This is a genomic window from Frigoribacterium sp. VKM Ac-1396, from assembly GCF_015350895.1.
GTDB lineage: Bacteria > Actinomycetota > Actinomycetes > Actinomycetales > Microbacteriaceae > Frigoribacterium.
Window position 1 is genome coordinate 142,991 of sequence record NZ_JADKSD010000004.1, and the last position, 24,483, is coordinate 167,473.

The 24,483-nt window shown below is 73.0% G+C and carries 23 protein-coding genes and 1 tRNA gene; 12 read left to right on the forward strand and 12 right to left on the reverse strand.

Features of this window, described 5'->3' with window-relative positions; genetic code table 11:
- Nucleotides 1–141: 141 nt before the first annotated feature.
- The 3 genes from ITJ55_RS15300 to ITJ55_RS15310 form a co-directional block, all read right to left on the reverse strand.
- On the reverse strand, nt 142–1,158 hold the full coding sequence (locus ITJ55_RS15300) for an NAD-dependent epimerase/dehydratase family protein (RefSeq protein WP_194596176.1): 1,017 nt from the start codon (nt 1,156–1,158) through the stop codon (nt 142–144).
- 145 nt (nt 1,159–1,303) lie between these two features.
- On the reverse strand, nt 1,304–2,170 hold the full coding sequence (locus tag ITJ55_RS15305) for a metallophosphoesterase (RefSeq protein ID WP_194596177.1): 867 nt from the start codon (nt 2,168–2,170) through the stop codon (nt 1,304–1,306).
- Between the two features lie 262 nt (nt 2,171–2,432).
- A complete protein-coding gene (locus ITJ55_RS15310; RefSeq protein ID WP_194596178.1) occupies nt 2,433–2,828 on the reverse strand; it encodes a hypothetical protein in 396 nt (131 codons plus the stop codon).
- A 663-nt stretch (nt 2,829–3,491) separates the two neighbouring features.
- Between ITJ55_RS15310 and ITJ55_RS15315 the strand changes: the two genes are divergently transcribed.
- The gene (locus tag ITJ55_RS15315; protein WP_194596179.1) at nt 3,492–3,911 is read left to right on the forward strand and encodes a YchJ family protein; all 420 of its coding nucleotides are present in this window, start codon (nt 3,492–3,494) and stop codon (nt 3,909–3,911) included.
- A gap of 282 nt (nt 3,912–4,193) precedes the next feature.
- Here the strand turns inward: ITJ55_RS15315 and ITJ55_RS15320 are convergent, their stop codons facing one another.
- The 3 genes from ITJ55_RS15320 to ITJ55_RS15330 all read right to left on the reverse strand — a co-directional run bounded on the left by ITJ55_RS15320 (nt 4,194) and on the right by ITJ55_RS15330 (nt 6,195).
- On the reverse strand, nt 4,194–4,613 hold the full coding sequence (locus ITJ55_RS15320; RefSeq protein WP_194596180.1) for a hypothetical protein: 420 nt from the start codon (nt 4,611–4,613) through the stop codon (nt 4,194–4,196).
- A gap of 16 nt (nt 4,614–4,629) precedes the next feature.
- A complete protein-coding gene (locus ITJ55_RS15325; RefSeq protein ID WP_194596181.1) occupies nt 4,630–5,142 on the reverse strand; it encodes a GNAT family N-acetyltransferase in 513 nt (170 codons plus the stop codon).
- 153 nt (nt 5,143–5,295) lie between these two features.
- Nucleotides 5,296–6,195 (reverse strand): DUF429 domain-containing protein, encoded by a 900-nt coding sequence (locus tag ITJ55_RS15330; protein ID WP_194596182.1) that lies wholly within the window; start codon nt 6,193–6,195, stop codon nt 5,296–5,298.
- Nucleotides 6,196–6,374: 179 nt separating this feature from the next.
- Between ITJ55_RS15330 and ITJ55_RS15335 the strand changes: the two genes are divergently transcribed.
- Nucleotides 6,375–7,544 (forward strand): VIT1/CCC1 family protein, encoded by a 1,170-nt coding sequence (locus ITJ55_RS15335; RefSeq protein ID WP_194596183.1) that lies wholly within the window; start codon nt 6,375–6,377, stop codon nt 7,542–7,544.
- A 114-nt stretch (nt 7,545–7,658) separates the two neighbouring features.
- Here the strand turns inward: ITJ55_RS15335 and ITJ55_RS15340 are convergent, their stop codons facing one another.
- The 3 genes from ITJ55_RS15340 to ITJ55_RS15350 form a co-directional block, all read right to left on the reverse strand.
- Nucleotides 7,659–8,519, reverse strand: a complete 861-nt coding sequence (locus ITJ55_RS15340) for a phosphatase PAP2 family protein (RefSeq protein WP_194596184.1) — start codon at nt 8,517–8,519, stop codon at nt 7,659–7,661.
- Between the two features lie 72 nt (nt 8,520–8,591).
- Nucleotides 8,592–10,130, reverse strand: coding sequence for an MFS transporter (locus ITJ55_RS15345; protein WP_194596185.1), 1,539 nt, complete (start codon nt 10,128–10,130; stop codon nt 8,592–8,594).
- Between the two features lie 8 nt (nt 10,131–10,138).
- On the reverse strand, nt 10,139–10,726 hold the full coding sequence (locus ITJ55_RS15350; protein WP_194596186.1) for a helix-turn-helix domain-containing protein: 588 nt from the start codon (nt 10,724–10,726) through the stop codon (nt 10,139–10,141).
- Nucleotides 10,727–10,886: 160 nt separating this feature from the next.
- Between ITJ55_RS15350 and ITJ55_RS15355 the strand changes: the two genes are divergently transcribed.
- Both ITJ55_RS15355 and ITJ55_RS15360 read left to right on the forward strand, forming a co-directional pair.
- Nucleotides 10,887–11,177, forward strand: a complete 291-nt coding sequence (locus ITJ55_RS15355; RefSeq protein ID WP_194596187.1) for a hypothetical protein — start codon at nt 10,887–10,889, stop codon at nt 11,175–11,177.
- An 88-nt stretch (nt 11,178–11,265) separates the two neighbouring features.
- Nucleotides 11,266–11,338, forward strand: a tRNA-Arg gene (locus ITJ55_RS15360).
- Between the two features lie 221 nt (nt 11,339–11,559).
- On the opposite strand, the gene ITJ55_RS15365 is transcribed toward ITJ55_RS15360, so the two are convergent.
- The gene (locus ITJ55_RS15365; RefSeq protein WP_194596188.1) at nt 11,560–11,829 is read right to left on the reverse strand and encodes a hypothetical protein; all 270 of its coding nucleotides are present in this window, start codon (nt 11,827–11,829) and stop codon (nt 11,560–11,562) included.
- Between the two features lie 153 nt (nt 11,830–11,982).
- Between ITJ55_RS15365 and ITJ55_RS15370 the strand changes: the two genes are divergently transcribed.
- Nucleotides 11,983–12,606, forward strand: a complete 624-nt coding sequence (locus ITJ55_RS15370) for a DUF6518 family protein (protein ID WP_194596189.1) — start codon at nt 11,983–11,985, stop codon at nt 12,604–12,606.
- Here ITJ55_RS15370 and ITJ55_RS15375 read toward each other — a convergent pair.
- Nucleotides 12,593–13,630, reverse strand: coding sequence for a LacI family DNA-binding transcriptional regulator (locus tag ITJ55_RS15375; protein ID WP_194596190.1), 1,038 nt, complete (start codon nt 13,628–13,630; stop codon nt 12,593–12,595). The genes ITJ55_RS15370 and ITJ55_RS15375 overlap by 14 nt on opposite strands.
- A gap of 117 nt (nt 13,631–13,747) precedes the next feature.
- On the opposite strand from ITJ55_RS15375, the gene ITJ55_RS15380 reads away from it, so the two are divergent.
- From ITJ55_RS15380 to ITJ55_RS15395, 4 genes are all read left to right on the forward strand, one after another.
- On the forward strand, nt 13,748–15,028 hold the full coding sequence (locus ITJ55_RS15380; protein ID WP_056261678.1) for an ABC transporter substrate-binding protein: 1,281 nt from the start codon (nt 13,748–13,750) through the stop codon (nt 15,026–15,028).
- A 92-nt stretch (nt 15,029–15,120) separates the two neighbouring features.
- A complete protein-coding gene (locus ITJ55_RS15385) occupies nt 15,121–16,005 on the forward strand; it encodes a carbohydrate ABC transporter permease (protein ID WP_056261282.1) in 885 nt (294 codons plus the stop codon).
- A 3-nt stretch (nt 16,006–16,008) separates the two neighbouring features.
- The gene (locus ITJ55_RS15390) at nt 16,009–16,914 is read left to right on the forward strand and encodes a carbohydrate ABC transporter permease (protein ID WP_194596191.1); all 906 of its coding nucleotides are present in this window, start codon (nt 16,009–16,011) and stop codon (nt 16,912–16,914) included.
- 2 nt (nt 16,915–16,916) lie between these two features.
- A complete protein-coding gene (locus ITJ55_RS15395) occupies nt 16,917–19,514 on the forward strand; it encodes a glycoside hydrolase family 78 protein (protein WP_194596192.1) in 2,598 nt (865 codons plus the stop codon).
- On the opposite strand, the gene ITJ55_RS15400 is transcribed toward ITJ55_RS15395, so the two are convergent.
- Nucleotides 19,515–20,549, reverse strand: a complete 1,035-nt coding sequence (locus ITJ55_RS15400; RefSeq protein WP_370544199.1) for a LacI family DNA-binding transcriptional regulator — start codon at nt 20,547–20,549, stop codon at nt 19,515–19,517.
- A 190-nt stretch (nt 20,550–20,739) separates the two neighbouring features.
- Here ITJ55_RS15400 and ITJ55_RS15405 point away from each other — a divergent pair, with 190 nt between their 5' ends.
- From ITJ55_RS15405 to ITJ55_RS15415, 3 genes are read left to right on the forward strand one after another with little or no spacing between them, the layout of a single operon-like run.
- Nucleotides 20,740–22,347, forward strand: coding sequence for a sugar ABC transporter ATP-binding protein (locus tag ITJ55_RS15405; RefSeq protein WP_194596193.1), 1,608 nt, complete (start codon nt 20,740–20,742; stop codon nt 22,345–22,347).
- The gene (locus ITJ55_RS15410) at nt 22,344–23,375 is read left to right on the forward strand and encodes an ABC transporter permease (RefSeq protein WP_056261290.1); all 1,032 of its coding nucleotides are present in this window, start codon (nt 22,344–22,346) and stop codon (nt 23,373–23,375) included. The genes ITJ55_RS15405 and ITJ55_RS15410 overlap by 4 nt, the downstream gene beginning before the upstream one ends.
- Entirely contained in the window at nt 23,368–24,474 is a 1,107-nt protein-coding gene (locus ITJ55_RS15415; protein WP_194596194.1) for an ABC transporter permease, read from the forward strand. The genes ITJ55_RS15410 and ITJ55_RS15415 overlap by 8 nt, the downstream gene beginning before the upstream one ends.
- Nucleotides 24,475–24,483 lie beyond the last annotated feature (9 nt).

Genomic DNA, 24,483 nt, shown 5'->3' on the forward strand with positions numbered 1-24,483 from the left:
CGGGCCGGGCCAGGTCTGGCTGGGGCTGGTCGGGCCGGCCGGGCCGGGCTGGGGCTGGTCGGGCCGGGTCTGCCTGGGGTTGGTCGGACTGGGGCTGGGCGGGCCGGGTCTGCCTGGGCCGGGCCGCGGGGCCGGGCGACGTCAGCCGTGCAGCGGGTGCGACCCCTCGTGGTTCGTGCGCTGCGCCAGGGCGTGCGCGAACTCGCGCAGGGTCTCGTCCGAGGTGTGGCGGGGAGTCCAGCCGAGCACCGTGCGGGCCTTCTCGGTCGACATGACGGGGATCTTCGCGGCGATGTCGAGCCAGCCGGGCTCGGTGGGCTGCAGCCGGGCCAGCCAGGTCAGCTGGACGACGGCGCGCAGCAGGCGGTAGGGGACGGGCAACAGCCGCGAACCGAAGGCCCTCGCGACGAGGTCGGGGTCGACGACGGGCTCGGCCGCCAGGTTGAAGGCACCACCCGCGCGACGGTCGATCGCCCGCCAGAAAGCGTCCGCGACGTCGCTCGCGTGCACGACCTGCGACACGAAGCGCGGGGCGAGCGGGACGAACGGAGGGCGCACGCGCTGCATCCAGCGGGTCGGCACCCAGCGGCCGACGAACAACCCGACGATCTCGCTCGCGGCGGCGGCCTGGAACACCAGCCCCGGACGCATCCGGGTCAGCGTGACCTCGGGGTGCTGCTCGGCGAAGGCGTCCATGACGCGTTCGTTGATCGCCTTGTGCTTCGAGTAGCTCGACCGGCGGACGCCCTTGGTCTTGTAGCTCTCGTCGACCCGACGCCCCTTCGGGCCGCGCGAGTAGGCGCCGACCGACGAGGCGACGAGCACGTGCGGCACGCCGGCCCGCGCCGCGGCGTCGAGCACGTGCGACGTGCCGAGCACGTTCGTGCGGTACATGACGGCCTTGCGGTGGCTCGGCTGCAGGGCCCAGCCGAGGTGCACGACGGCGTCGGCCCCGGCGAAGGCTCGCTCGAGGGCCAGAGGGGAGTCGTCGGCCCCGACGTCGATCGAGAACCAGGTGACCTCGCCGTAGGGCGGCGTCGCCATGCGGGGGCCCCGACGCGCCACGCCCACGAGGGAGGTCACCTCGGGCTCGGCCTGCAGACGGGTGAGCAGGGCGGTGCCCAGGTTGCCCGTGGCTCCGACGACGACCACGCGCATGGGGTCCCACTTTCACGACTCGACGGCCTCACGCCGGCCCCGGGTGGGCGGCAGACCTGCGGCGAGCCTACGCGCGGCCCCTGGGGGCGGGGCCGGTCGGCGCGGGTCGGCCCGGGCAGGCGCGTGGCGTGCGTGTCGGCGCGTGTCAGGTCGCCGGGGGCGGCCCGGCCTCGGCGGCGATGCGGGTGACGGCGGTCTCGTCGAGCACGAAGACCTCGTCGCCGTCTCGCGGGTCGTGCGCGCGGACGACGGTCGAACACACCGCGCCTCCGGCCGACAGCTCGACCACCACGAAGCCCGAGCCGCGCACGGCCCGCTCGGTGCCCACGGTGGCCAGCACGTCCGTGTCGTTCGCCACCCCGGGGGCGACCACCACGGGCACGCCCGCCAGATGGCCGACGATGTGGTGGTGGTAGTGCCCGGCGAGGACGACGCGGACGTCCGACGCCTCGACGACCGCGGCCAGCGCCTCCGGGCACTGCAGGGCGAGCGACTCGTGCAGGGTCGTCGGCGCGGCGATCGGCGGGTGGTGCAGCACCAGCACGGTGCCGCGTGCCGCCGGCGTGGCCAGCTCGTCACGCAGCCGGGCGAGCTGCTCGGGCCGCACCAGGCCGTAGCCGGCCCCGGGCACCGAGGTGTCGAGCCCGATCACGCGCCAGCCGTCCACCTCGCGGACGAGGTCGAGCGGCCCGGCCGGGTCGCCGCCGAGCACCTCGGCGAAGCCCGCGCGCACGTCGTGGTTGCCGGGCACGAGCACGACCTCGGCGCCCGCCGCGCGGGCCCAGGCGTCCGTGCGCTCGCGCAGGTGGCGGTAGGAGGCGCGGCTGCCGTCGTCCGACAGATCACCCGAGCCCACCAGCAGGCGCACCCCCTCGACCCGCGCGGCCTCGGCCAGGACGAGGTCGAGTGCCTCGGCCGTGTCGACGACGCCCTGGTGCAGGGCCCCGTCCGCGAGCAGGTGCGCGTCGCTGAGGTGGACGATGCGGAGGGCTCCGGGCGGCAGGGCGTGCATGCCGCGACGTTATCGGGTGCGGGGTGGTGCCGGGTGGTGCGGGTGCGGGGCGGTGCGGGGTGCGGCCCGGGCGGGGCCGGGGCCGTGGTCGCGCGTGCGGGGCCGGGGCCGGGGCCGGGGCCGTGGTCGGGCGCGTGCGGGGCCGGGCGGGGCGGGTCGCACCACCGTCGCGTCGTCGAACCACGCTCCGGGGTGGTTCGACGACGCGCAGGTGGTGCGACCTCGTGTGCGTGAGCCGTGCGGCCGGCAGGGACGGTCGAGTTCAGCCGCGGAACTGGTCGGCGGGGGCCAGCCGGCCGTGCACGCGACGGCCGAGCTCGGCGAACATGTCGGTGACGGTCGCCCAGTCCTCGTGGCTCGGCGAGGTCGGCTCGACGAACAGGCCGTAGAACCGTCGGCCCGTGTTGAGCGTCTCGACGAGCACGGTCTCGGAGCGGTCGAAGAACTGCGTCCCGTCGTGCTTCAGGGCCGCGGCACGGACGGGTTCGCCCGTGAGGTTGCAGAACCCGGCCGACGCGAGGGCGCGAGCCGTCTTGCGGCGGGACAGCCGGGGCAGCACGCGGCCGGTCTTCCCCGGGTCCAGCACGGCTCGCACGTGTGCGAACACGAGCTCTTGCTCGTGGACGGGGTGCGAGGCGTTGGTCGGAGAGTTCGTCACCCCCTCACCGTGCCAGGTCGCGGACGTCCAGGCGACTCCCAGTGCGGGGGCGGCCTGTTGGGGTGCGACCCGGACTGGGGAGCCGGGTCGGTGCGCCGCCGGCCCGCCCGCGGTGTAGCCCGTACGGCCGGCGCGCGGCGCAGCCCCGGCCGAGACCCTCGACCGTGTCGGCCCGTCGTCGACGGGGGTGCCGGTGAGGGGCCGATGGCGACGTTGGTGCCAGTGCCAGTGCCAGTGCCGGTGCCGGTGCCGGTGCCGTTGCCGGTGTCCGTGTCCGTGTCCGTGCGACGGTCGGTGCGGGTAATTCCGGGCTGGTGCTGCGGCCGGGTGCCGGGGGCGGCGTGGAAGGGGCGCGGCCGCGGCAGGGAGAAGGAGTTGCCGTCAGGGGCAGGGGCAGGGGCAGGGGCAGGAGCTAGGACGTGTCAGGTGCGGAACGTGTTGGGCTGGAGCGCGGTGCCAGGAACCGACGGTCGGTGCGGGTAATTCCGGGCTGGTGCTGCGGCCGGGTGCCGGGATGGGCGTGGACGGGGCGCGGCCGCGGCAGGGAGAAGGAGTTGCCGGCAGGGGCAGGGGCAGGGGCAGGGGCAGGACGGGGCGGGGCGCATGCGGGGCGTCGGGGGCCGGGCCGGGCCATGCCGGGGTGCCGTGCCGGAGAATGGCGCGATGACCTCTGCTGCTCCGACCGACGGCCGCGACCTCGACGACTCGGCCCGCTGCCCCTGCCTCAGCGGTGAGGCCTACGGGTCGTGCTGCGGGCCGGCGCACCACGGCACGGCGCCTGCCCCGACGGCGGAGCGGCTGATGCGCTCGCGGTACTCGGCCTTCGTGCTCGCGCGGGCCTCGTACCTGCTCGAGACCTGGCACCCGGCGACGAGGCCGGCGACGCTCGAGGTCGACCCGGAGACACGCTGGTTCCGGCTCGAGATCGTGGGGACACGTGCCGGTGGGCCGTTCGACGACGACGGCACGGTCGAGTTCGAGGCGCTCTTCCGCGATGCCGACGGGGTCGGGGTGCAGCACGAGGTCAGCAGGTTCGTCCGGGTCGACCGGCGATGGCTCTACGTCGACGGCACCGCGGGCTGACGCCAGGCGCGATCGGCGCATCGGGCGTCACGAAGAGGACGTCGGGTCCGTCGGGGCCCGGCGCCCTCTCCGTGACGCCGCCGGGCCGCAGGGAGAGCTTCACGGGCAGGGACCCACGGTCCGGACGACACCGATGCAAGACTCGCGCCCTCCATCCCGACGAACGCTAGGCCGCACGGGCTGGCGCGGTTCAGACGTGGACGCGCCTCACAGGCACGGCTGTGCTCCGGTGCGTTTCGGGGGACACGGCCGGTGGCGTCCGTCCGGGTGAGGTGGCCACCGTCACCCCTCACGAGGTGTCGCGGTCCGGGGCGCCTCGGCCCCGCGTGCTTCGGCCCCGGGGGCCGCGGCCCGGCGCGCCGCGGCGACCTCCTCGAGCGACCGGACCAGCCCGCCGACGGCCCGCTGTGCCCGCACGACGCCGACCGGTCCGCCCAGCACCGCCGTGCTCGACGCGTGCACGACCCGCGCGACGAGGCGTGCGTGGTCGTCGACGAACCACTGGACGTCGAGCGTCAGCAACTGCGTCCGCCCGGCGAAGGCCCTCAGTGCCAGCGTCGAGACCAGCGTGCCGCGGACGGCCCTGGTGCTGCCGTCCGGTGAGAGCGACAGCGTGAAGCCGTGATCGGTCAGCGTCCGCTCGACGAGCTGCCGCGACTCGTCGTGCGGACCCTCGAAGAAGACGTCGTACGAGCTCGCCACGGGTCGGTCGACGTCGTCAGCGCAGGGGCGCGAGCATCTCGAGCTCACGCGCCGTCGGGTCGAGGGCGTAGGCGTTCGTGTGACCGGTCGGCTCGTAGCCGCGGCGACGGTAGAAGCCGATCGCCCGCTCGTTCTGCTCGTGGACGTGCAGGCGCAGGGCGTCGCCCTCGGTCGCGGCCCAGGCCTCGACGCCGTCGAGGAGCAGGTCGGTGACCCCGGCCGCACGGCCGCGGTGTGACGGGGCGACGTACACGCCGACCAGCAGGGGCTGCCCGGCCGCCTGAAGGAACCCGCCCATGGCGCCGACCCAGTCGCCGGTCTCGTCGTCGATCGCGACGAGCGAGGTGCCGTGCTCGGCCTCGCCCCGGGCACCGCGCATGCGCCACTCGGCCTCGCCGTGGCGCCGCGCGACGGCAAGCGTCTCGCCGTACGCGATCGGGGTGTCGGCCAGCATCGCTAGGCGGAGGTCGCGGACGCGCTCCCAGTCGTCGGCGGTCGTGCGGCGGACGGTCACGGGTCGTGCGGGCATGCGGTCAGCCTGCCACACGGGCGGCACGAGCCGGGGTCGGGAGGCGCGGCTCGACCCCGCCGCCGGCTCGCGCCCCGAGGGCGTCACCCGAGGAGGCGCGGGTCGCACCGAGAGGACGTCACCCGAGGAGGCGCGGCTCGCGCCGAGAGGGCGTCACCCCAGGAGGCGCGGCTCAGCACCTCGCCCGAGCCGCGCCACGGGGGCGGGGCCGAGTCGTTGCTCGGGGCGGGCCGGCGAGATGAGGGTCGCGCGCCTCCCGCGGTCGTCCGCCTCGGTGTCGACGCCGAGCACCTGCAGGCGTTCGGGCGTGCGGGCGCGCAGTGCCGCGGTCCAGGCGCAGACCAGGGCGTCGAGGAGGTCCTCGCGGTGCTTGTACGCACGGTCGACGAGCGGTGACGGCTCGTCGAGCAGCGCGGCCGACACGGGGTGCGAGCCGAGCCGCAGCGGCACCTCGGCCCCGGCCAGCCCGCCCAGGCGGCGCAGCAGCTCGTCGCAGGCCGCCGCTCGCGCCTCGCGCCGCGCCTCCTTCGGCAGCGTCAGGTCGGGGCGCTTGTACCGCGGACGCTTGTCGTCGTAGCCGAGCTCGGCCATGCCGACGAGCGTCGTGTACGGGTAGCACTCGAAGTGACCGACGGCGTGGGCCGGCAGCGGCACGACGCCGTCGTCGTAGACGCCTCCGGCGCGTTCGAGGCGCTCGCCGAGGGTGCGTCCGCCGAGCCAGGGCAAGGAGGCGCTGCTCGCGTTGGCCGAGACGTGCCACCGACCGTAGGCGCGCGCCACGAGCCGCTCGCTCGCCCGCATGCCGGTCGCGTTCGGCACCAACACGGGGGCGTCGACGGCGACGACGGACCCCGGGGTCGACCAGTGCAGCACCCAGGCCTCGACCTCGTCGACCCCTCGGGCCCAGCCGGCGTCGAGCACCGTGCCGTCGGCGTCGATCACGGCCAGGCCGGTCTCGTTCGCCGGGCGCTCGGGCGTCGAGTCGCGCCAGGCGAGGTCCACGCCGAGGTAGCGCGGCGGAGGCGTCGCAGCCGTGGGCGGGGTCGGGGTCACCGGTCGACCGTACCCGCGGGACCGGCCGCCCACCCCCGCGCCGGCCCGACCTCGCGCCGGCCCGACCCTTCGCCGCCCCACCCCGCGCCGGCCCGACCCCGCGGTGCGGCGCTCGGCGATTTGCCTAGGCAGGGTTCGAGCGCCGGTCGCGGGGGTGGGCCGACGGCGATACTGAGCCCATGCCCACCAGCACCACCACCAGCAGCACCACCCGCAGCCCGGCCGACCTCCGCCGCTGGCGCCGTTACCTCGCCGACGAGCGGGCCGAGGAGTCCACCTACCGTGACCTCGCCCGCCGCCGCGACGGCGACGAACGGGCGATCCTGCTCGCTCTGGCCGACGCCGAGGGGCGCCACGCCCAGCACTGGGTCGACCTGCTGGGTGACGACGTCGGGCGCCCGGCCCGCACCGACCTCCGCACCCGCGTGCTCGGCCGGCTCGCCCGGCGGTTCGGCTCGATCTTCGTGCTGGCCCTCGTGCAGAGCGCCGAGGCGCGCTCCCCGTACGCGACCGACGCCGACGCCACCGACGCGATGGCGGCCGACGAGCGCATCCACGGCGAGGTCGTCCGCGGGCTCGCCGAACGGGGACGCAACCGGCTGTCGGGGTCGTTCCGCGCCGCGGTGTTCGGGGCGAACGACGGTCTCGTCAGCAACCTCGCGCTCGTGCTCGGCATCAGCGCCTCGGGCGTCGCGAACCACGTCGTGCTGTTGACCGGGCTCTCGGGGCTGCTCGCCGGTGCGTTGTCGATGGGGGCCGGTGAGTACGTCTCGGTGCGGTCGCAGCGCGAGCTGCTCGACGCCTCCACGCCCGACCCGACGGCTCGTCAGGTGCTGCCCGACCTCGACGTCGACGCCAACGAGCTGGCGCTCGTTTACCGGGCACGGGGCATGTCGCCGGACGAGGCCGAGGCCCACGCGCGGCAGGTGCTCGCGGGCGCGGGGCGAGGGGCGTCGTCGCCGAGCGCGCCTCCTGCGGGTGCCGCGCCGGGCGCCGCCACGGCCGGCTGGGCCGACGCCCCCGACCAGGAGGCGCGCGCGGCCGACGAACCCGCCACCCACGAGACCCTCGGCACGGCGTTCGGGGCTGCCGCCTCGAGCTTCTGCTTCTTCGCGTCGGGGGCCGTGATCGCGGTGCTGCCCTACCTGTTCGGGCTGTCGGGGCTCGCCGCCGTGGTCGTGGCCGCCGGCCTGGTCGGCGTCGCGCTGCTCGGCACGGGCGCCGTGGTGGGGCTGCTGTCGGGTGCGAGTCCGCTCAAGCGCGCCCTGCGGCAGCTCGGCATCGGGTTCGGCGCCGCGGCGGTGACGTACCTGCTGGGGTTGCTGTTCGGCACGGGCGCCGCGGGCTGAGCCGTCGGGCCGGAGGCGCTGGGCCGCCGGGCCCGAGGCGCTGGGCCGCCGGGCCCGAGGCGCTGAGCCGCCGGGTCCGAGGCGCTGAGCCGTCAGGCCGGACGCGCTCAGCCGTCAGGCTTTGCGGTCGAGCTTCCAGGCGATCCAGCAGGTGACGAGCACGACGCCGGCGGCGGCCAGGCGTGCGCCCATGAGGACGCCCTGCCCGGTCGAGGTCGTGAGGCTCATGTCGGCGCCGATGCCGATGCTCCAGATGGCGCCCGAGAGCGTGAGGCAGACGACCAGGGCGAGGCCGAGGACGACCGAGGTGGCTCCGTGCGACCGGGGGCCGACGTCGTCGCGGCCGCGGGGGTCGCGTGAGAGGCGGGCGGCGGCGATGCGGACGACTCCGAGCCAGAGCAGGGCGACCGTGCAGGCTCCGACGACGTCGCTGCAGCGGTGCCAGCCGAAGGCCACGGTCTGCTCGGCGACGACGGCCGCGAACGCCGCGCCGATCATGAAGAACAGGGGCCGCACGTGCCGGCCGAACGTGGTCATGATGGCCAGCACCGCGGCGACGGCCACGGTGACGTGACCGCTGGGGAAGCTGTTGCCGTAGAGCTCGCCGGTCAGCTCGGGCCGCGGGGCGAGCTGCTTGAGCACCTGGGTGGTGAGGGTCGCGCCGACGATGAGGACGCCGGCCTGCACGGCCGAGCCAGGGCGGCGCCGGAGGAACGCCACGACCATCGTGACGCCGACCACCAGCAGCACGGCCGGGGGAGAGATCGCGTCGAGGGCGGCACCGGACTGCAGCAGCGTGGTGCCGTCGACCGATCGCAGGATGCTGTCTTCGATCGACTGCCCGGCCTCGGTCAGGACCGCGATCGTGTAGACGCCCGCCAGCACGACCAGCGACGCCGACGAGGCCACCACCCAACGGCCCGTGACCCGTCGGCGGACGGCCGGGGTCGTCGAGAGGGCGGGGTGAGCGGTCACCGGACGAGCTAACTACACGCCGCCTGGAAACCGGCTCGGTCCGACCTGCCGAAGCGCCTGGGCCGCCACGACTCACAGCGTCGGCGCAGGTGGCGGGCCGTCAGGGGTCGGGCGGCGCTCCATCTGACGCCATGCGCCACCGGTCAGCGGGGTCAGCGTGACCACGGTGTAGACGGCGGCGACGATGCCGAACGCGACCGTCAGGCCGATCGTGTCGGCCGCGATTCCGCCGAGCAGGGCACCGGCCGGGATGCCGGCCCAGGCACCCGCGTTGAGCAGGCCGAAGACCCGCCCCCGGAGGCGCTCGGGCACGCGCTCGAGCTCGACCGCACCGAGGATGGGGTTGAGCGCCCCGGCGGCCAGGCCCGAGAGGGCGGTCGCGGCGACCAGCACCGGCAGCGGCGCCGCGAGGGCGAACGCCAGGCTCGAGGGGCCTCCGGCCAGGGCGAAGCAGACGACGAAGGTGAGGCGCCGCGGCACCCGGTGGGCGACGAAGCCGAAGGCGACGTTGCCGGCGAGGGCGCAACCGCCCAGGGTGGCGACGAGCAGTCCCAGCGCGGCCGCGCCTCCCAGGCGGTCGTTCGCGTAGAGCGGCAGCAGGGTCGAGCCGCGAGCCGCGTCGAGCAGGTTCGTCACCAGCACGAGCGCGACGATCAGCCGCATCAGCGGGTCGCGCACGACGAACCGGGCGCCCTCGGCCAGGTCGGCCCGGTAGGAGGCGCGGGCCGGCTCGGTTGCGCCGGTCGCGCCGGTGGTGCGGTCGGTGGGGCCGACGGTCGGCGCCGCAGTGGTGGCCGGGTGGTCGTGTCTCGAATCCGGTGATCCGATACGTGTCGGATCGTCCGCCGGGGGATCAGCGGCGACGGAGCCCGGTGATCCGGTACGTACCGGATCGTCCGCCGGGGGACGGGCGGCGACGGAGTCCGGTGATCCGGTACGGACCGGATCGGGCGCGGGGACGAGCGCCCAGGTCAGCACGGCCGAGATCGCGAAGGTGGCGGCGTTGACGAACAGGGACGCGATCGGACCGACGGCGGCGACGAGCAAGCCCGCGATCGAGGCTCCGATCAACTTCGCGAAGCGCTCCGACCCGTCGAGCAGCCCGACGCTCCGCTCGATCCGCACCCCGGCCCGCTCGGTGAGCCCGGGCAGCATGACGCGGCGGGCGGTCTGACCCGGGGTGTCGAGCAGCCCGCCGACGAAGACGAGTGACAGCAGCGCCCAGAACGGCAGCCCGACGGTCAGGGCGAGCACGGGCATCGAGAGGACGGAGGCGCCGCTCACCAGGTCGGCGACGATCGCGGCCCGGCGGTGCCCGACCCGGTCGACGACCACGCCGCCGAGCGGACCGCCGATGATCACCGGAGCCGTCGCGAACGCCGCCGCGAGGCCGACCTCGGCCCCCGACCCGCCGAGGCCCAGGAGGTAGAAGGGGACGGCGAAGGCGGTCACGACGTTGCCGGTCTGCGAGATCGCGTGGGCGGCGACCAGGGACGACAGGGCCACCCGGGCCGCGCGGGCGCCGCGCCGACCGCGGGGTTCGTCGGTACGGCCGTCGCGACGGGCGCTGTCGGTGACCCGCGCCTCCTCGGCTCGTCCGTTCTCGTTCACGACGGGCCTCAGGGGCGGCGGTAGGCCTGGTAGACGAGGACGACCGGTTCGGCGCCGTCGTCGACCGACGGGTCGTGCGCGGCGCTCGCGTCGAGCCAGCGGTCGACGACGGACTCGAGCTCGTCGCGCAGCCGGGCGAGCTCGTCGACGGTCAACCGCAGGCTGCGGTCGCCGCTGGCCCCGGCCGCGACCCACTCGCGGGGCAGGGTGGGCGTCGCGTCGATGTACTCGACGAAGCGGGCCGCGTACGCCTGCGCGATGGCCTTCTGCAGGGCGGACGACGCGACGAGGCGGTCGGGGTCGTCGAGCAGGTCGGCCGGCTCCCAGGTCGTGAGCTGCGTGGTGGCCTGCCACCAGCGCTCGCGGCGGTCGGCGCTCGGTCGCTCGGCGGGGCCGATCAGGTCGATCGAGGCGAGCTTCGACAGGTGGTAGCTGATCGTGCCCGGCGCCTCGTCGACGACGTCGCCGAGCTGGGCGGCGGTCTGCGGGCCGCGTTCGCGCAACAGCCCGAGGAGGCGCAACCGCGTCGGGTGGGCGAGCACGCGCATCGAGGCGGCGTCGGTGAGGGTGCTGCGAGAAGTGTCACGTGGGGTCATGGCGTCGACCCTAGGTGCACAAGAAGCATTGTGCAACGGTTCTTGTGGTGTGATGCGGCCACCGAGCCGTGAGTGTGATGGGTGTCGCGGGCGGGGGTGGGACCGGCGGCGCATGCTCTGAAGACGACGGCCGGACAGCCCGGCTCGCAGGAGGAACCCGATGACGAAGACCCCGGACGACCCGCACGGCGCCGACGAGACCGAACTCGAACGCAGCGGCAACAGCAGTGGCGAGGGTCACGGCGACCACACCGTCGGCGAGCGGGACGACCGCCCCGTCGAGATCACCAGCGAGAACCACCCCGACGGCGGCACCGGCTCGCGCACGCTAGACGACGGCCCGGCCGAGGACGCCGTCCCCACCCGCCAGCCCGGGCAGGCCGACGCCTCCGAGGTCGACGACCTGATCGGGGACTACAAGGGCGACGGCGAAGGCAAGCACACCTACTGACGTGACCCGAGGAGGCGCGGGTCGGCCTCGATTCGCGCCCCGCGCCTCCCTCGTGTAGTGTTTCCTCTGGCCAATCGGCCGAAGAAATGCGCCTGTAGCTCAACGGATAGAGCATCTGACTACGGATCAGAAGGTTGGGGGTTCGAGTCCCTCCAGGCGCACGCGACTCGAAAGCCCCTGCCCTACACGGCAGGGGTTTTTCTCGTCTTGAGTGCTTGTCTGGCCGCCTCCGGCGGCGTGCGCCTACGGCGCGACTCGAAAGCCCCTGCCCTACACGGCAGGGGCATTCTTCGTCTTGGTGCTTGTTTGGCCGCCTCCGGCGGCGTGCGCCTTCGGCGCTTGCCGCGGAAGCCGAGATGGCGGCGGCTTGGCGAGCGCCTCGTCACTCGTCGACGGCGGGAGGGGCGGGGCGGGGGTGCCGAATGGTCGCGACGGTGCCCGTCACGCAGACAGCCGTCGCGACGAGCAGCGCGACGAGGATCAACACGTCCACGAGCGCAGCGCCTCCGTCGCCGGTCGCCATCCTGACGACGACGGTCACGACACAGGACAGCCACACGACGGCGGAGATGCCCCAACCCACCGACGACCCCCGGAACGTCGGCCTCTGCAGGCGCAGCCGGCCCCGGTCGCGGTTCGTCTCGTCGTCCATCGTCGCGGTCCCCTCGTCGTCGTCGACCCTTCCACCGTACGTCGGGCTCGTCCCCGGCTGAAGGGAACGGCGCGAGCAGGGTCGTCCTCGAGGAGGGGGAGCATGGTCCTGCAGGCGGTCGGCGCGCGGCCGTCGACCTGTGATGCTCGCGGGATGATCCGTTCACTGGTGACGACCCTCGCGTGGTGGCTGCTCGGCGCGGCCGTGGGCCTCGTGCTCGGCGGCGCGACCTCCCCCGCCCAGCAGTACCTGCCCGGCGGGCTGAGCTCGTTCGCCAACTCGAGCGGCGGCTGGACGGTCCTCACCTTCGCGACGGTGGTCGTGGTCACGCGCAGGCCGAGCGCCCGCAGGTGGTGGACGGCGGCCGGGCTCGGCCTCGTCGTCTTCCACGCCGCGGTCCAGGGCTACGTGATCGTGTCCACCCTGCGGGGCTTCCCCGACTCGTACGGCCCGGGAGACTTCTGGTTCACGGCGGCGACCCTGGCCGGGCCCGTCATCGGGCTCGCCGGGCTGTGGTGGTGGTCGCCGCGCCCCGTCCTCCGTGCGGCGGGGATCGCGGTCCTCGCCGCCGTCATGATCGGCGACGGCGTCTCGGGCCTCGTCCGCGTCGCCGAGACGACCGGCATGGCCTGGTGGCTGATCAGCATCGCCGTGGGCGTCGCGGCGCTCGGCTGGGTCGTGGTCCGTCGCCTCGACGGGTGGCGGGAGCGCGCGCTCGCCGTCGGGCTCACGGCCCTCGGGGCGGCGGTCTACGTCGCCGTCTTCAGCCTGCTCTGAGGGTGCTGCCCCGCACGATCAGACGGGGCGGCAGCACGACCGTCTCGTGACGGTGGGTCGACGGGTGGTCGAGTTCGTCCCGCAGGAGGCGCATGGCCTGGCCTCCCATGTCGACGCCGGGCTGCCCCACGGTCGTGAGCGGGAGTGTCGTTCCCTGGGCGAAGTGGTTGTCGTCGTAACCGGTGATCGACAGATCGCGGGGGATGTCCACCCCGCCGAGCAGCAGTGACTGCACGATCCCCGACGCGAGCGCGTCCGAGGCCGCGACGATCCCGTCGGGCCTGTCCGCCGCCGCCTGGGCGAGCAGTTCGCTCCCCACGGTGAGGCCCGCACGCACCGTCAGTGCCGAGGTCGTCATCAGGCGCAGCGGGACGCCGGCGTCCCGTGCCGCGGCCGAAGCGCCCTCGAACCGGTGCCGCACGGCGGTGAGATCGAGGGGGCCGCCGACGAAGACGAGCTCCCGCCGGCCCTGCTCGAGGAGGTGCTCGGCCGCCAGCCGTCCGCCGAGTTCCTCGTCGACGACGACGCCGCAGCTCTCGTCGGCGTCGCCCGGCCAGTTGACGTAGACGACGCGCAGCCCGCGACGCCGCAGTCGACGTGCCTCGTCCATCGGGCCGTCGAACGGGGCGAGGACGATGCCCGCCGCCTGGGCCTGCTCGAACAGGTTCAGGTACCCGGTCTGCTTGTCGAGGTCGACGTCCGAGTTGCCGAGCAGCACCGACTGCTGGGCCAGGTCGGCCTCGCGCTCGACGCCGCGCGCGATGTCGAGGAAGTACGAGTTGCCGAGGTCGACGGCCACGAACCCGACCAGGGTGCCCCGACCCGCCGCCAGGGTGCGGGCGGAGGTGTTCGGCACGAAGCCCAGGGATGCGATGGCCGACTCGACCTTGAGCCGCGTCGCAGGACGGACCCGGTCGGGAGTGTTCACCACGTTCGACACGGTGCCCAGCGAGACCCCGGCGAGCCTGGCGACGTCGGCCATGACCGGCGGCCGGTGCGGGGAGGAGGGGATCGAGACGCTCATCGTGGAGCCGAGCCTAGCCCGCAGTCGATCGAGACGGGGTGTTGACAAGCCCGGGGTGTCCGGTCAATTATGAAGCGCTTCAAGTTTTCCGAGGCGCCCACCATTCAAGGAGGAATGATGTCCCGCACCGCACGTCGTGTCGCTGCCTTTGCCGTCGCCGGCCTGACCATCGCAGGCCTCTCCGCGTGTTCGGGTGGCGGAGCGGGCGAGGCGGCCACCGAGTTCACCGTCCTCGGCAACGTCGAGAACGAAGTCGTCCCTGCAACGCTTCAGACCCTGGCCGACGGCGCCTGCTCCACCGAGAACGACGCCATGCCCCTCAAGGTCGAGACCGTCCCACAGACGAACCTCAACCAGCAGGTCCAGCTGCTCGCAGGCCAGGGCGGGCTCCCCGTCATGTACGCCGTCGACACCAACGAGCTCGTGCAGCAGCTCGACGACGCCGGCTTCGTCGCGCACTTCGACGAGCTGCTCGACGAGATCGGCGCGGCCGACTCGATCGAGCCCGCCGCGCGGTCGACCGTCGAGTCGCTCTACGACGGTGAGTTCCTCGTGCTGCCGACCGAGTACAACATCGAGGGCATCTGGTACAACAAGACGCTCTTCGCCGACAACGGCGTCGACGTGCCCGAGAGCTGGGACGACGTGGTCGCTGCGGCCGGCACGTTCCAGGACGCCGGCCTCACCCCCTTCGCCGCGAGCGGTGAGCAGGGCTGGCCCCTGACGCGCCTCGTCGGGAACCTCATCGAGCGCGAGCTCGGGCCCGACGCCCTCCAGGCCGTCGCCGACGGCGACGCCGAGCTGACCGACCCCGAGTACGTGGCCGCGGCCCAACAGGTCGCCGACCTCGGTGCGGCGGGCTACTTCGGCGAGGGAGTCGGCTCGATCGACTACGACACGTCGATCAACCAGTTCCTCAACGGCAGCTCGCCGATGCTCTACATGGGCAGCTGGGTCCTGAGCAATTTCGCCGACGACACGGCGAACCAGATCGGCGAGGACGCCATCGGCTACCTGCCGTTCCCCGACGTCGACGGGGGCGAGGGCGACAGCAGCCAGCTCGTGGCCAACGTCGGCCTGCCCTTCACGATCAACCCGAGCGTGCTGAACGACGACAGCAAGGCCTGGGTCAAGTGCATCGCCGAGAACTACGGCCAGGTGGCCCTCGAGGACAGCAGCCGCATCTCCGGCTTCACGGTGTCGGGCGACGCCGCTGGCACCGCGCTGACGACGGAGGTGCGCGACCGCATCGCGGACACCGACACGACCATCCCCTGGTTCGAGGCGTACTTCAGCACGCAGGCGACGACGACCTCGCAGCAGAACGCCGCCCAGCTCGTCACCGGCGCCATCACGGCCGAAGAGTTCATGACGCTGGTCCAGGGCGACCTGGGCTGACGCCTCCTCGACGGGGGTGGGGGCGCGCCCCGTGCGCCTCCCCGCCCCCGTCCACCCCTCCTCGACCCCCAGCTCGGACCGAAGGCACCCCCATGAATCCCCTGCTCGGCGACCGGCGCGCCACCCTGATCCTGATCGGGCCCGCCCTGCTCATCTACTCCGTCGTGATGCTCGTCCCGATCGTCGTCTCGTTCGGGTACACCCTGACGAGCGGCAACGCGATCACGGGCTTCACGTTCTCGGGACTCGAGAACTACCAGCGCCTCGTCACCGACACCCGGGTGCGGGACGCGTTGCTGCTCACGGTCCGCTATGCGGTTCTGATGACGATCCTGCAGGTCGGCTTCGGCTACCTCCTGTCGCTCCTCTATGTCTTCGTGCTGCGGAAGTGGTCGAGTGCCGTCCGCACGCTGGTCTTCTTCCCCGTGGTCCTGCCCACCGTCGCGGTCGCACTGCTGTTCCAGCAGATGTTCGCGATCGCCCCGCAGAACGGGCTGGTCAACACGGCCCTCGAGGCCGTGGGTTTGTCGTCCGTCGACTGGTTCGGCGACGGCGGCACGGCGTTCCTCGTCATCATCGTGATGGACGTGTGGCGCTCCATGGGCTTCTACGGGGTGCTGCTCTACGCCGGGCTGCTCGACATCCCCGAGGAGGTGTTCGAGTCTGCCCGCATCGACGGCGCCTCCGGCTTCGGGCTCGTCCGTCGCATCGTCCTGCCGCTCTCGCTGCCCGTGCTGGTCTCGTCGCTGATCTTCTCCGTGAACGGAACGCTCAAGGTGTTCGACAGCATCCTCGCCCTCACCAACGGCGGCCCCGGCACGTCGACCAGCCCCCTGACGATCTACATGTTCGACACGTCGTTCCGCTTCGGTCAGTACGGCTACGGAAGCACCGTCGCGTTCCTGCTCACGATCGTGTCGCTGCTGGTGACCGTCTTCATCTTCCGCGCCAACCGTCGCGACCTCACGAAGGACTGACCGATGACCTCCGTCGACACCGCCGTCCCCGCGACGTCCACGCCCCTCCGCCGTCCGACGCCGAGGCGCCGCACGGCTCCCCGGCGACGCGCCGGACAGGTCGTGAGCATCGCGCTCGTCGCACTCCTCCTCGTCATCGTGGTCGGCCCGCTCGTGTGGATGCTCCTCGGCTCCTTCAAGACGCAGACGGAGTTCCTGGAACAACCCGTCTGGGCGCTGCCGCAGCAGTGGAACTTCGACAACTACGTCTTCGCGTGGACCCAGGGCAACTTCGCGCAGTACGCGTCGAACTCCGTCCTGACCGTCTTCCCGTCGCTCCTCCTCGTGCTGCTGTTCGGCTCCATGGCGGGCTTCGCACTCGAGGTGCTCGTCTGGAAGGGGCGCGGCGCGATCCTCATCACCTTCCTCGCCGGCATCATGGTGCCGACGCAGATGATCCTCCTGCCGCTGTTCGCCGCGTACTTCCGGCTCGGCCTCACCGGCACCCTCTGGCCGCTGCTCATCACGTACACGGCCACGAGCCTCCCGCTGGCCGTCTTCCTGATGGCGACGTTCTTCCGAGCCGTCCCGCGTGAGATCTTCGAGGCGGCGATGCTCGACGGCGCCGGGCTGATCCGGTCGTTCTTCCTGGTCGGCCTGCCGATGGTGCGCAACGCGCTCTTCACCGTGGGGTTGGTCCAGTTCTTCATGCTCTGGAACGACCTCCTCATCGCCCTGACCTTCACGAACTCCGGGTCGCTGCGCACCCTGCAGGTGGGCCTCCTGAACTTCACCGGCCAGTTCGGCTCGGTGCAGTACGGTCCGCTGTTCGCGGCGATCTGTCTCAACGTCGTGGCGATCCTCGTCATCTACCTGTTCCTCAACAAGCAAGTGCAGAAGGGGCTGACCGCCGGTGCGGTCAAGGGCTGACCATGAGCGCGCGAGTCACCGACCTCCGCGTCGAGCACGGCCGTGAGGCACTGGGCCTCGGCACCCCCCGTCCCCGTCTGAGCTGGCAACTGGACGGCCCGGCCGGCTGGCAGCAGAAAGTCGTCGAGATCGCCCTCGAGGCGGGGGAGCGACAGGTCGCGACGGCCGTGATCGTGACCCGCGACCAAGTGCTCGTGCCCTGGCCCTTCGCAGACCTTGCATCCCGGCAGCGGGTCGAGGTCCGTGTGCGCGTGACGGGCGGCGACGGCTCGACGTCGCCCTGGAGCCCGGCGACGTCCGTCGAGGCGGGCCTCCTGGAGCCGTCCGACTGGCGCGCACGACCGGTCGGCGGATCGTGGCCGGAAGAGGCCGGCACGGACCGCCGCCCCTCCCGGGTCCGGCGGGACTTCCGCCTCGACGGCGAGGTCGTCTCCGCCCGCCTGTACGCGACGGCCCACGGCGTCTTCGAGGCCGAGCTGAACGGGGTCCGCGTCGGCGACGACGAGCTCTCGCCGGGCTGGACCTCGTACGACACCCGGCTGCGCTACCGGACCTACGACGTCACCGACCTGGTCGAGACCGGTGAGAACGCGATCGGCGCGTGGCTCGGCGACGGCTGGTACCGCGGGCGCCTCGGCTTCAACGGCGGGTACCACGATCTCTACGGGACGGATCTGTCGTTCCTCGCCCAGCTCGAGGTCGAGCTCGCCGACGGGACACGCGTCGTCGTCGCCACCGACGACACGTGGGAGGCGGCCCCCAGCCCCATCTCGTTCAGCGGGCTCTACGACGGCGAACGCCACGACCTGCGGCTCGACGACGACGGCTGGTCGCGGGCGGGGTCGGATCGAGACGGCTGGACGCCGGTGACCGTCCGCGCGCGTGATTCGCGCACGCTGGTCGCGCCCGAACAGCCGCCGGTGCGCTGCACCGAGGAGATCGCCCCGCTCGCGCACTGGACGACGCCTCGCGGCTCCGTGGTGCTCGACTTCGGCCAGAACCTCGTCGGTCGGCTCCGCATCACGGTCGACGGCGAGGCGGGCCGCCAGGTGACCCTGCGCCACGCCGAGGTGCTGCAGGAGGGCGAGCTCTACCGGCGCACGCTCCGCCTGGCCGCGGCGGAGGACGTCGTGACCCTGGGAGGCGGCGGCCCGGTCACCTGGGAGCCCCGCTTCACGATCCACGGCTTCCGCTACGCCGAGGTCGAGGGCTGGCCGGGCGAGTTCGACCCGGCCTCGGTCGTCGCGCGCGTGCTGCACACCGACATGGAGCGCACGGGGTGGTTCGCCTGCTCCGACCCGAGCCTGGAGCGCCTGCACGAGAACGTGCTGTGGAGCACCCGCGGCAACTTCGTCGACATCCCGACCGACTGCCCCCAGCGCGACGAGCGCCTGGGCTGGACGGGTGACATCCAGGTGTTCGCGCCCACCGCCTCCTACCTGTACGACTGCTCGGGCATGCTCGGCTCGTGGCTGCAGGACCTCGCCGTCGACCAACTGCCCGACGGCACCGTGCCGTGGTTCGTGCCGCGGATACCCGGCGGCCCGTCGTGGGAGCCGATCGAGCCGGGCGCGGTCTGGGGCGACGCCGCCGTGCTCACACCGTGGACGCTCTGGGAGCGGTTCGGCGACGCCGGCGTGCTGGCCCGACAGTGGGACTCGGCCAAGGCCTGGGTGGACCTGATCCTCGCCCGGGCCGGGGACGACCGGATCTGGGACGAGGGCTTCCAGCTCGGCGACTGGCTCGACCCGGCGGCCCCGCCGGACGACCCGGCCGACGCACTCACCGACCGGTACCTCGTCGCCACGGCGTACCTGTACTGGTCGACCCGCCACCTGGCGGACACCGCCGTCGTCCTGGGCAAGGACACCGAAGGTGCGCGTTACGACGCGATCGCCGAGGAGGTGCGCGAGGCCTTCGCGGGTCGCTACACCGACGGCGGCGGCCGGACGACGAGTGACGCGCAGACCGCGTACGGCCTGGCCCTCGAGTTCGGGCTCGTCCGGGGCGAGGAGGCGCAGGCGGCCGGAGACCGGCTCGCCGAGCTCGTGAGCGAGGCCGGGAACCGCATCGCGACGGGCTTCGCCGGCACCCCGGTCGTCGCGCCCGCCCTGACGCGGACGGGCCACGTCGCGAGGGCGTACGACCTGGTCCTCGAGCGTTCGTGCCCGTCGTGGCTGTACACCGTCGACATGGGCGGAACGACCATCTGGGAGCGCTGGGACAGCATGCTCCCGGACGGCACGGTCAACCCGGGCGAGATGACGAGCTTCAACCACTACGCGCTCGGCGCCGTGGCGGACTGGATGCACGCCACCGTCGCGGGGCTGGCGCCCTCGGCACCCGGCTGGCGCCGGGTCCGCTTCGCCCCGCGACCCGGCGGCGGGCTGACGCACGCGTCGGGTCGACACCTCTCGCCCTACGGCGAGGTGTCGTCGTCGTGGCGTGTCGAGGGCGAGGTCTTCACGCTCACGGTGGCCCTGCCCGTCGGCACGACCGGCGAGGTCTCGCTGCCCGACGGCACGATCGTCGAGGTGTCGCACGGGCGGCACGAGTTCACGTGCGCCGCGGTCGTTCCCGTCGTCGGCGCGGCGGGCTGATCAGGCCTCGGGCACGGTGCTCGCGCGGACCACGAGCTCGGGCGCGAAGACGACCCGGCGCGGCTCGCGTGCCGGATCGTCGATCTCGTCCTGGAGGATGTCCATCGCCGTCCGCCCGATCAGGGCGCTGGGCTGGCGGATCGAGCTGAGCGGCACCACGGCGGCGCGGGCGAAGTCGATGTCGTCGTAGCCGATCAGGGCCACGTCGTCGGGCACGCGCAGGTCGCCGAGCATCACCAGCGACTGCAGCACGCCCATCGCGACGAGGTCGTTCGCGGCGAAGACCGCGTCGGGTCGCTCGTCCGCCGGGCGCGACATGAGCCCGGCGGCGGCGGCGCGACCGTGCTCGACCGTGAGTGCCGGCACCTCGACGACCTCGAGCGCGACCTGCTCGGAGACCGTGGCCTCCGCGTTCGCGGCGCGCACCGCCTCCTGCGCGCCCTGCAGCCGGTCGGCCACCTGCTGCAGGTCGAGGGGGCCGCCGACGAACGTGAGACGGCGGCGACCGATGGACAGGAGGTGCTCGGCGGCCAGCTGACCCCCGCGCACGTCGTCGACCGAGACCGACGAGAAGTCGGTGAGCTCGGCCTGCCGGTCGACGAGCACCGCGGGGGTCCCGCGTCGCCGCAGTCGCGCCAGCCGGGCGGTGACGTCGCCGACCGGGGAGATGAGGATGCCGAGCACGCGGTTCTCCTCGAAGAGGTCGAGGTAATGCGCCTCGCGTTCGACCTGCTGGTCGCTGTTGCCGAGCAGGACGACGCGGCCGGCCTTCTCGGCGGCGGTCTCCGCCCCGCGGGCGACGTCGGAGAAGAACGGGTTGCCGCCGTCGAGGATCACGAGCCCGATGGCCCGGCTCGCCCCGGCTCGGAGCTGTCGGGCGGCGTCGTTCCGGACGAAGCCGAGCTCGTCGATCGCCGCATGCACCCGCTCCACCGTGGCGGGGCTGACCTTGTCCGGCCGGTTCAGCACGTTGGACACGGTGCCGACCGAGACGCCCGCGCTCGTCGCGACGTCACGGATGCTGACCGACTCCACCCGCGCCTCCTGCCCTGGGTCGTGCTCTCTGACGACGGGGCCGAGTCTAGGCCGGGCCTCACCGGGGGCGCCGACCGGCGAGCCGCGGGCAGCCGAGACGCAACTGGTGCTTGACGTCGTCCCGGCCCGCCCCTACTGTCATCCCCAACACCTTTTGAAACGATTCATTTCTCGATGAGGAGAACGATCGATGACGATCGACCCCACGCCCGTCGGCCTCTCGCCGACGGCCCCCGTGCTCGAGCTGAGGGGGGCTCGCAAGACGTTCGGCGCCGTAGTCGCCCTGGCCAGCGGCAGCGTGCAGCTTCGGGCCGGCGAGATCAACGCCCTCGTCGGCGAGAACGGCGCAGGCAAGTCGACGATGGTCAAGATCCTCGCCGGGGTGCACCAGCCCGACAGTGGCGAGTTCCTCTTCGACGGGCACCCGATCGTCTTCCGCACGCCGGCCGAGAGCAAGGCCGCCGGCGTGAGCGTCATCTACCAGGAGCCGACGCTCTTCCCCGACCTCACCGTCGCCGAGAACATCTTCGTCGGCCGCCAGCCCACCTCGCGCCTCGGCTTCATCGACCGTGCGAAGATGCGTGCCGACGCGCGCGCCCTGTTCGAGCGGCTCGGCGTGCCCATCGACCCCGACCGCGTCGCCGAGGGCCTCTCGATCGCCGACCAGCAGATCATCGAGATCGCCAAGGCCATCTCGCTCGACGCCAAGGTCCTGATCATGGACGAGCCCACGGCCGCCCTCAGCGGCGTCGAGGTCGAGCGCCTGTTCGGTGTCGCCCGGGCGCTCCGTGACCGCGGCAGCGCGATCATGTTCATCTCTCACCGCTTCGACGAGGTCTTCGGCCTCAGCGACCGCATCACGGTGATGCGTGACGGCGCCTTCATCTCGGAGCACGCGACCGGCGACGTCACGACGGCCGAGATCGTCCGCGCGATGGTCGGCCGCGACGTCGACCAGCTGTTCCCCAAGCAGGAGGCGCGGATCGGCGAGCCAGTCGTCACCGTCGAGGGCCTGACGCGGCAGGGCGTCTTCCACGACGTGTCGTTCGAGGTGCGGGCCGGCGAGATCGTCGGCCTCGCCGGCCTCGTCGGCGCGGGCCGCACCGAGGTCGCCCGCGCGCTCTTCGGCATCGATCGCTACGACGCCGGCAGCGTCACGGTGAACGGCAAGCCGCTCGCCCGCCGCGACCCGATGGCCGCCATCACCGCGGGCATCGGTTTCGTGCCGGAGGACCGCCGCAAGCAAGGCCTCGTGATGGACATGTCGGTCAGCCGCAACACCACGCTGACCCTCCGCAGGACGCTGAGCCGCTTCGGCCTGGTCAGCGCCCGACGCGAGCGGGAGGCGGCGGCCGACTGGTCGCAGCGACTCCAGGTCAAGACCGGCAGCCAGGAGCTCGCCGTCGCGACCCTGTCAGGCGGCAACCAGCAGAAGGTCGTGCTGGCGAAGTGGCTGGCGACCGACCCGACCTTCCTGATCGTGGACGAGCCGACCCGTGGCATCGACGTCGGCACGAAGAGCGAGGTGCACCGGCTGATCAGCGACCTCGCCGGCCGCGGCATCGCCGTGCTGATGATCTCGTCCGAGCTGCCGGAGGTGCTCGGCATGGCCGATCGGGTGCTCGTCATGCACGAGGGGCGGCTCACGGCGACCCTCGACCGCGCCGACGCCACGGCCGAGCGCGTCATGCACGCGGCGACAGGGTCGGACGCGGCGGACCTGACCGAGGCCGCGCCGACCGCTCCCGCAGCCAGCCCGACCACGCCCCCGACAGCGACCGCAGAGGCCACCCGATGACCACCTCCCACGCCCTCGCGCCTGCCCCCACGTCGGGACGGAGCCCTCTCGCCTCGGTGTTCCGGCAGCGCGAGGTGCCGGTCGCGTCCGCCCTCGTCGTGCTGGTGATCGTCACCACGATCGCGAACCCGCTCTTCGTCTCGGCCCAGGGCGTCAAGGACCTGATGCTCAACGCGACGATCACGGTGATCATGGCCGTCGGCCTCGGCACCGTCATCATCACGAACAACATCGACCTCTCGGTGGGCTCGATCCTCGGCCTCGTCGCCTTCGCGACCGGCACGGTGTTCGCCGCCGCCCCGGACATCCCGATCGTGTTCGTGTTCCTGATCGGGCTCGCGATCGGGGCGGTGCTCGGGGCCGTGAACGGGTTCCTGGTGACCGTGGCGAGGGTGCCGTCGCTCGTGATCACGCTCGGCATGCTCTACATCTACCGCGGCCTCAACAACGCCTGGGCCGGCGGTCAGCAGTACTTCGCCGGCGACCGGCCCGCCGCCTTCGGGCGCCTGTCGGTCGACACCGTGCTCGGCATCCCGATCATCACGATCATCGCCGTGGTCGTCGTCGTGCTCGTCGCCGTGTTCCTGGCCCGCACGCGGCCCGGCCGCGACCTGTACGCCATCGGCTCGGACGAAGAGGCGGCGCGCCTGTTCGGGATCGCGGTGAACAGGCGGGTCGTCACGGCCTTCGTCCTCAACGGCACGCTGACCGGCCTGGCGGGCGTGCTCTACGCCAGCCGCTTCAACTCGGTCGGCGCGACGACCGGCACCGGGCTCGAGCTGGACATCGTCGCCGCGGCCGTCGTGGGCGGCATCGCCATCTTCGGCGGCTCGGGCAGCGTCGTCGGCGCGGCGATCGGCGCCGTGCTGCTGACCACCATCACGAGCAGCCTCACCGCCCTCGGCGTCGACAAGTTCTGGCAGCAGGCCATCGTCGGCGTCCTCATCCTGACCGCCATCCTCGTCGAGCGGATCGCCTCGATCCGCAAGGCCCGACGACTGCGCACGAGCGAGGCCACCAATGCCTGACCAGACCGTCACCCGAGCTCCCGAGGCCTCCGCCGACTCCTCGTCCTCTGCCCGCGCCGGCGCCCGTGACCCCGGTGCCCGCGCCGAGCGGGCCCTGCGCCGTCGCCGCCTGCTCACCGGCCGCGGGGCGATCATGGTCTGGGCCCTGCTCGCGACCCTGCTCGTCTGTGCCCTGACGGTGCCCCGGTTCGCCAGCGTGCAGACCACCGGGTTCCTGCTGCTCGACGCCATCCCGATCCTCATGATCGCGATGCCGATGGCGCTCGTCGTGATCACCGGAGAGATCGACCTCTCGGTCGCCAGCACCGCCGGCCTGACGAGCGCGACGATGGGCGTGCTGTGGGCCGCCGGCTGGGGCATCCCCGAGATCTTCGTCGTCTGCGTGCTGATCGGCGTCGTCTGCGGCGCCCTGAACGGCGCGCTCGTGACGACGATCGGGCTGCCGAGCCTGGCGGTCACCATCGGCACCCTCGCCCTCTACCGCGGGCTCGCCCTCGTCGTGATCGGCGACAACGCCGTCGCGAACTTCCCGCCCGGGCTCACCTCGTTCTTCACGTCGAAGATCGGCGGCACGGGCATCCCCACGGTGATGATCGGCGTCGTCGTCGTGATGCTCTTCTTCGGGGTGCTGCTGCACTTCAGCTCGTTCGGCCGGGCACTGCCCGCGATCGGCTTCAGCAAAGAGGCCGCGAGCTTCGTCGGCGTCCACGTCGGCCGTGCCAAGTTCTGGATGTTCGTCTCGACCGGCGTCGTCTCGGCCCTGGTCGGCATCTACTGGACCCTCCGCTACTCGAGCGCCCGCAGCGACAACGCGACCGGCATCGAGCTGGCCGTGATCGCCGCGGTGCTGCTCGGCGGCGTCTCGATCTTCGGCGGCCGCGGCTCGATCCCCGGCGTCGTCGCCGGCGTGCTGATCATCTCGAGCATCAGCTACGCGCTGCGGCTCGGCGGCATCAGCGACGTCGTGCTCAACGTCGTCACCGGGCTCCTGCTCGTCGGGAGCGTGGTGACGCCGAGCCTGATCTCGGTCGTCCGCGAGAAGACCCGAGCGAGACGGGCGGCGAGGGCCGTGCTGGCCCGGTCGGCCGAGCACGCCTGAGCCGCCCCC

Excerpts from the sequence above, each read along its gene's own strand:
- ITJ55_RS15300 (WP_194596176.1), bottom strand. The coding sequence starts at position 1,158 with ATGCGCGTGGTCGTCGTCGGAGCCACGGGCAACCTGGGCACCGCCCTG.
- ITJ55_RS15305 (WP_194596177.1), bottom strand. The coding sequence starts at position 2,170 with ATGCACGCCCTGCCGCCCGGAGCCCTCCGCATCGTCCACCTCAGCGAC.
- ITJ55_RS15315 (WP_194596179.1), top strand. The coding sequence starts at position 3,492 with ATGACCTCTGCTGCTCCGACCGACGGCCGCGACCTCGACGACTCGGCC.
- ITJ55_RS15325 (WP_194596181.1), bottom strand. The coding sequence starts at position 5,142 with ATGCCCGCACGACCCGTGACCGTCCGCCGCACGACCGCCGACGACTGG.
- ITJ55_RS15335 (WP_194596183.1), top strand. The coding sequence starts at position 6,375 with ATGCCCACCAGCACCACCACCAGCAGCACCACCCGCAGCCCGGCCGAC.
- ITJ55_RS15350 (WP_194596186.1), bottom strand. The coding sequence starts at position 10,726 with ATGACCCCACGTGACACTTCTCGCAGCACCCTCACCGACGCCGCCTCG.
- ITJ55_RS15355 (WP_194596187.1), top strand. The coding sequence starts at position 10,887 with ATGACGAAGACCCCGGACGACCCGCACGGCGCCGACGAGACCGAACTC.
- ITJ55_RS15365 (WP_194596188.1), bottom strand. The coding sequence starts at position 11,829 with ATGGACGACGAGACGAACCGCGACCGGGGCCGGCTGCGCCTGCAGAGG.
- ITJ55_RS15370 (WP_194596189.1), top strand. The coding sequence starts at position 11,983 with ATGATCCGTTCACTGGTGACGACCCTCGCGTGGTGGCTGCTCGGCGCG.
- ITJ55_RS15375 (WP_194596190.1), bottom strand. The coding sequence starts at position 13,630 with ATGAGCGTCTCGATCCCCTCCTCCCCGCACCGGCCGCCGGTCATGGCC.
- ITJ55_RS15380 (WP_056261678.1), top strand. The coding sequence starts at position 13,748 with ATGTCCCGCACCGCACGTCGTGTCGCTGCCTTTGCCGTCGCCGGCCTG.
- ITJ55_RS15385 (WP_056261282.1), top strand. The coding sequence starts at position 15,121 with ATGAATCCCCTGCTCGGCGACCGGCGCGCCACCCTGATCCTGATCGGG.
- ITJ55_RS15390 (WP_194596191.1), top strand. The coding sequence starts at position 16,009 with ATGACCTCCGTCGACACCGCCGTCCCCGCGACGTCCACGCCCCTCCGC.
- ITJ55_RS15395 (WP_194596192.1), top strand. The coding sequence starts at position 16,917 with ATGAGCGCGCGAGTCACCGACCTCCGCGTCGAGCACGGCCGTGAGGCA.
- ITJ55_RS15405 (WP_194596193.1), top strand. The coding sequence starts at position 20,740 with ATGACGATCGACCCCACGCCCGTCGGCCTCTCGCCGACGGCCCCCGTG.
- ITJ55_RS15410 (WP_056261290.1), top strand. The coding sequence starts at position 22,344 with ATGACCACCTCCCACGCCCTCGCGCCTGCCCCCACGTCGGGACGGAGC.
- ITJ55_RS15415 (WP_194596194.1), top strand. The coding sequence starts at position 23,368 with ATGCCTGACCAGACCGTCACCCGAGCTCCCGAGGCCTCCGCCGACTCC.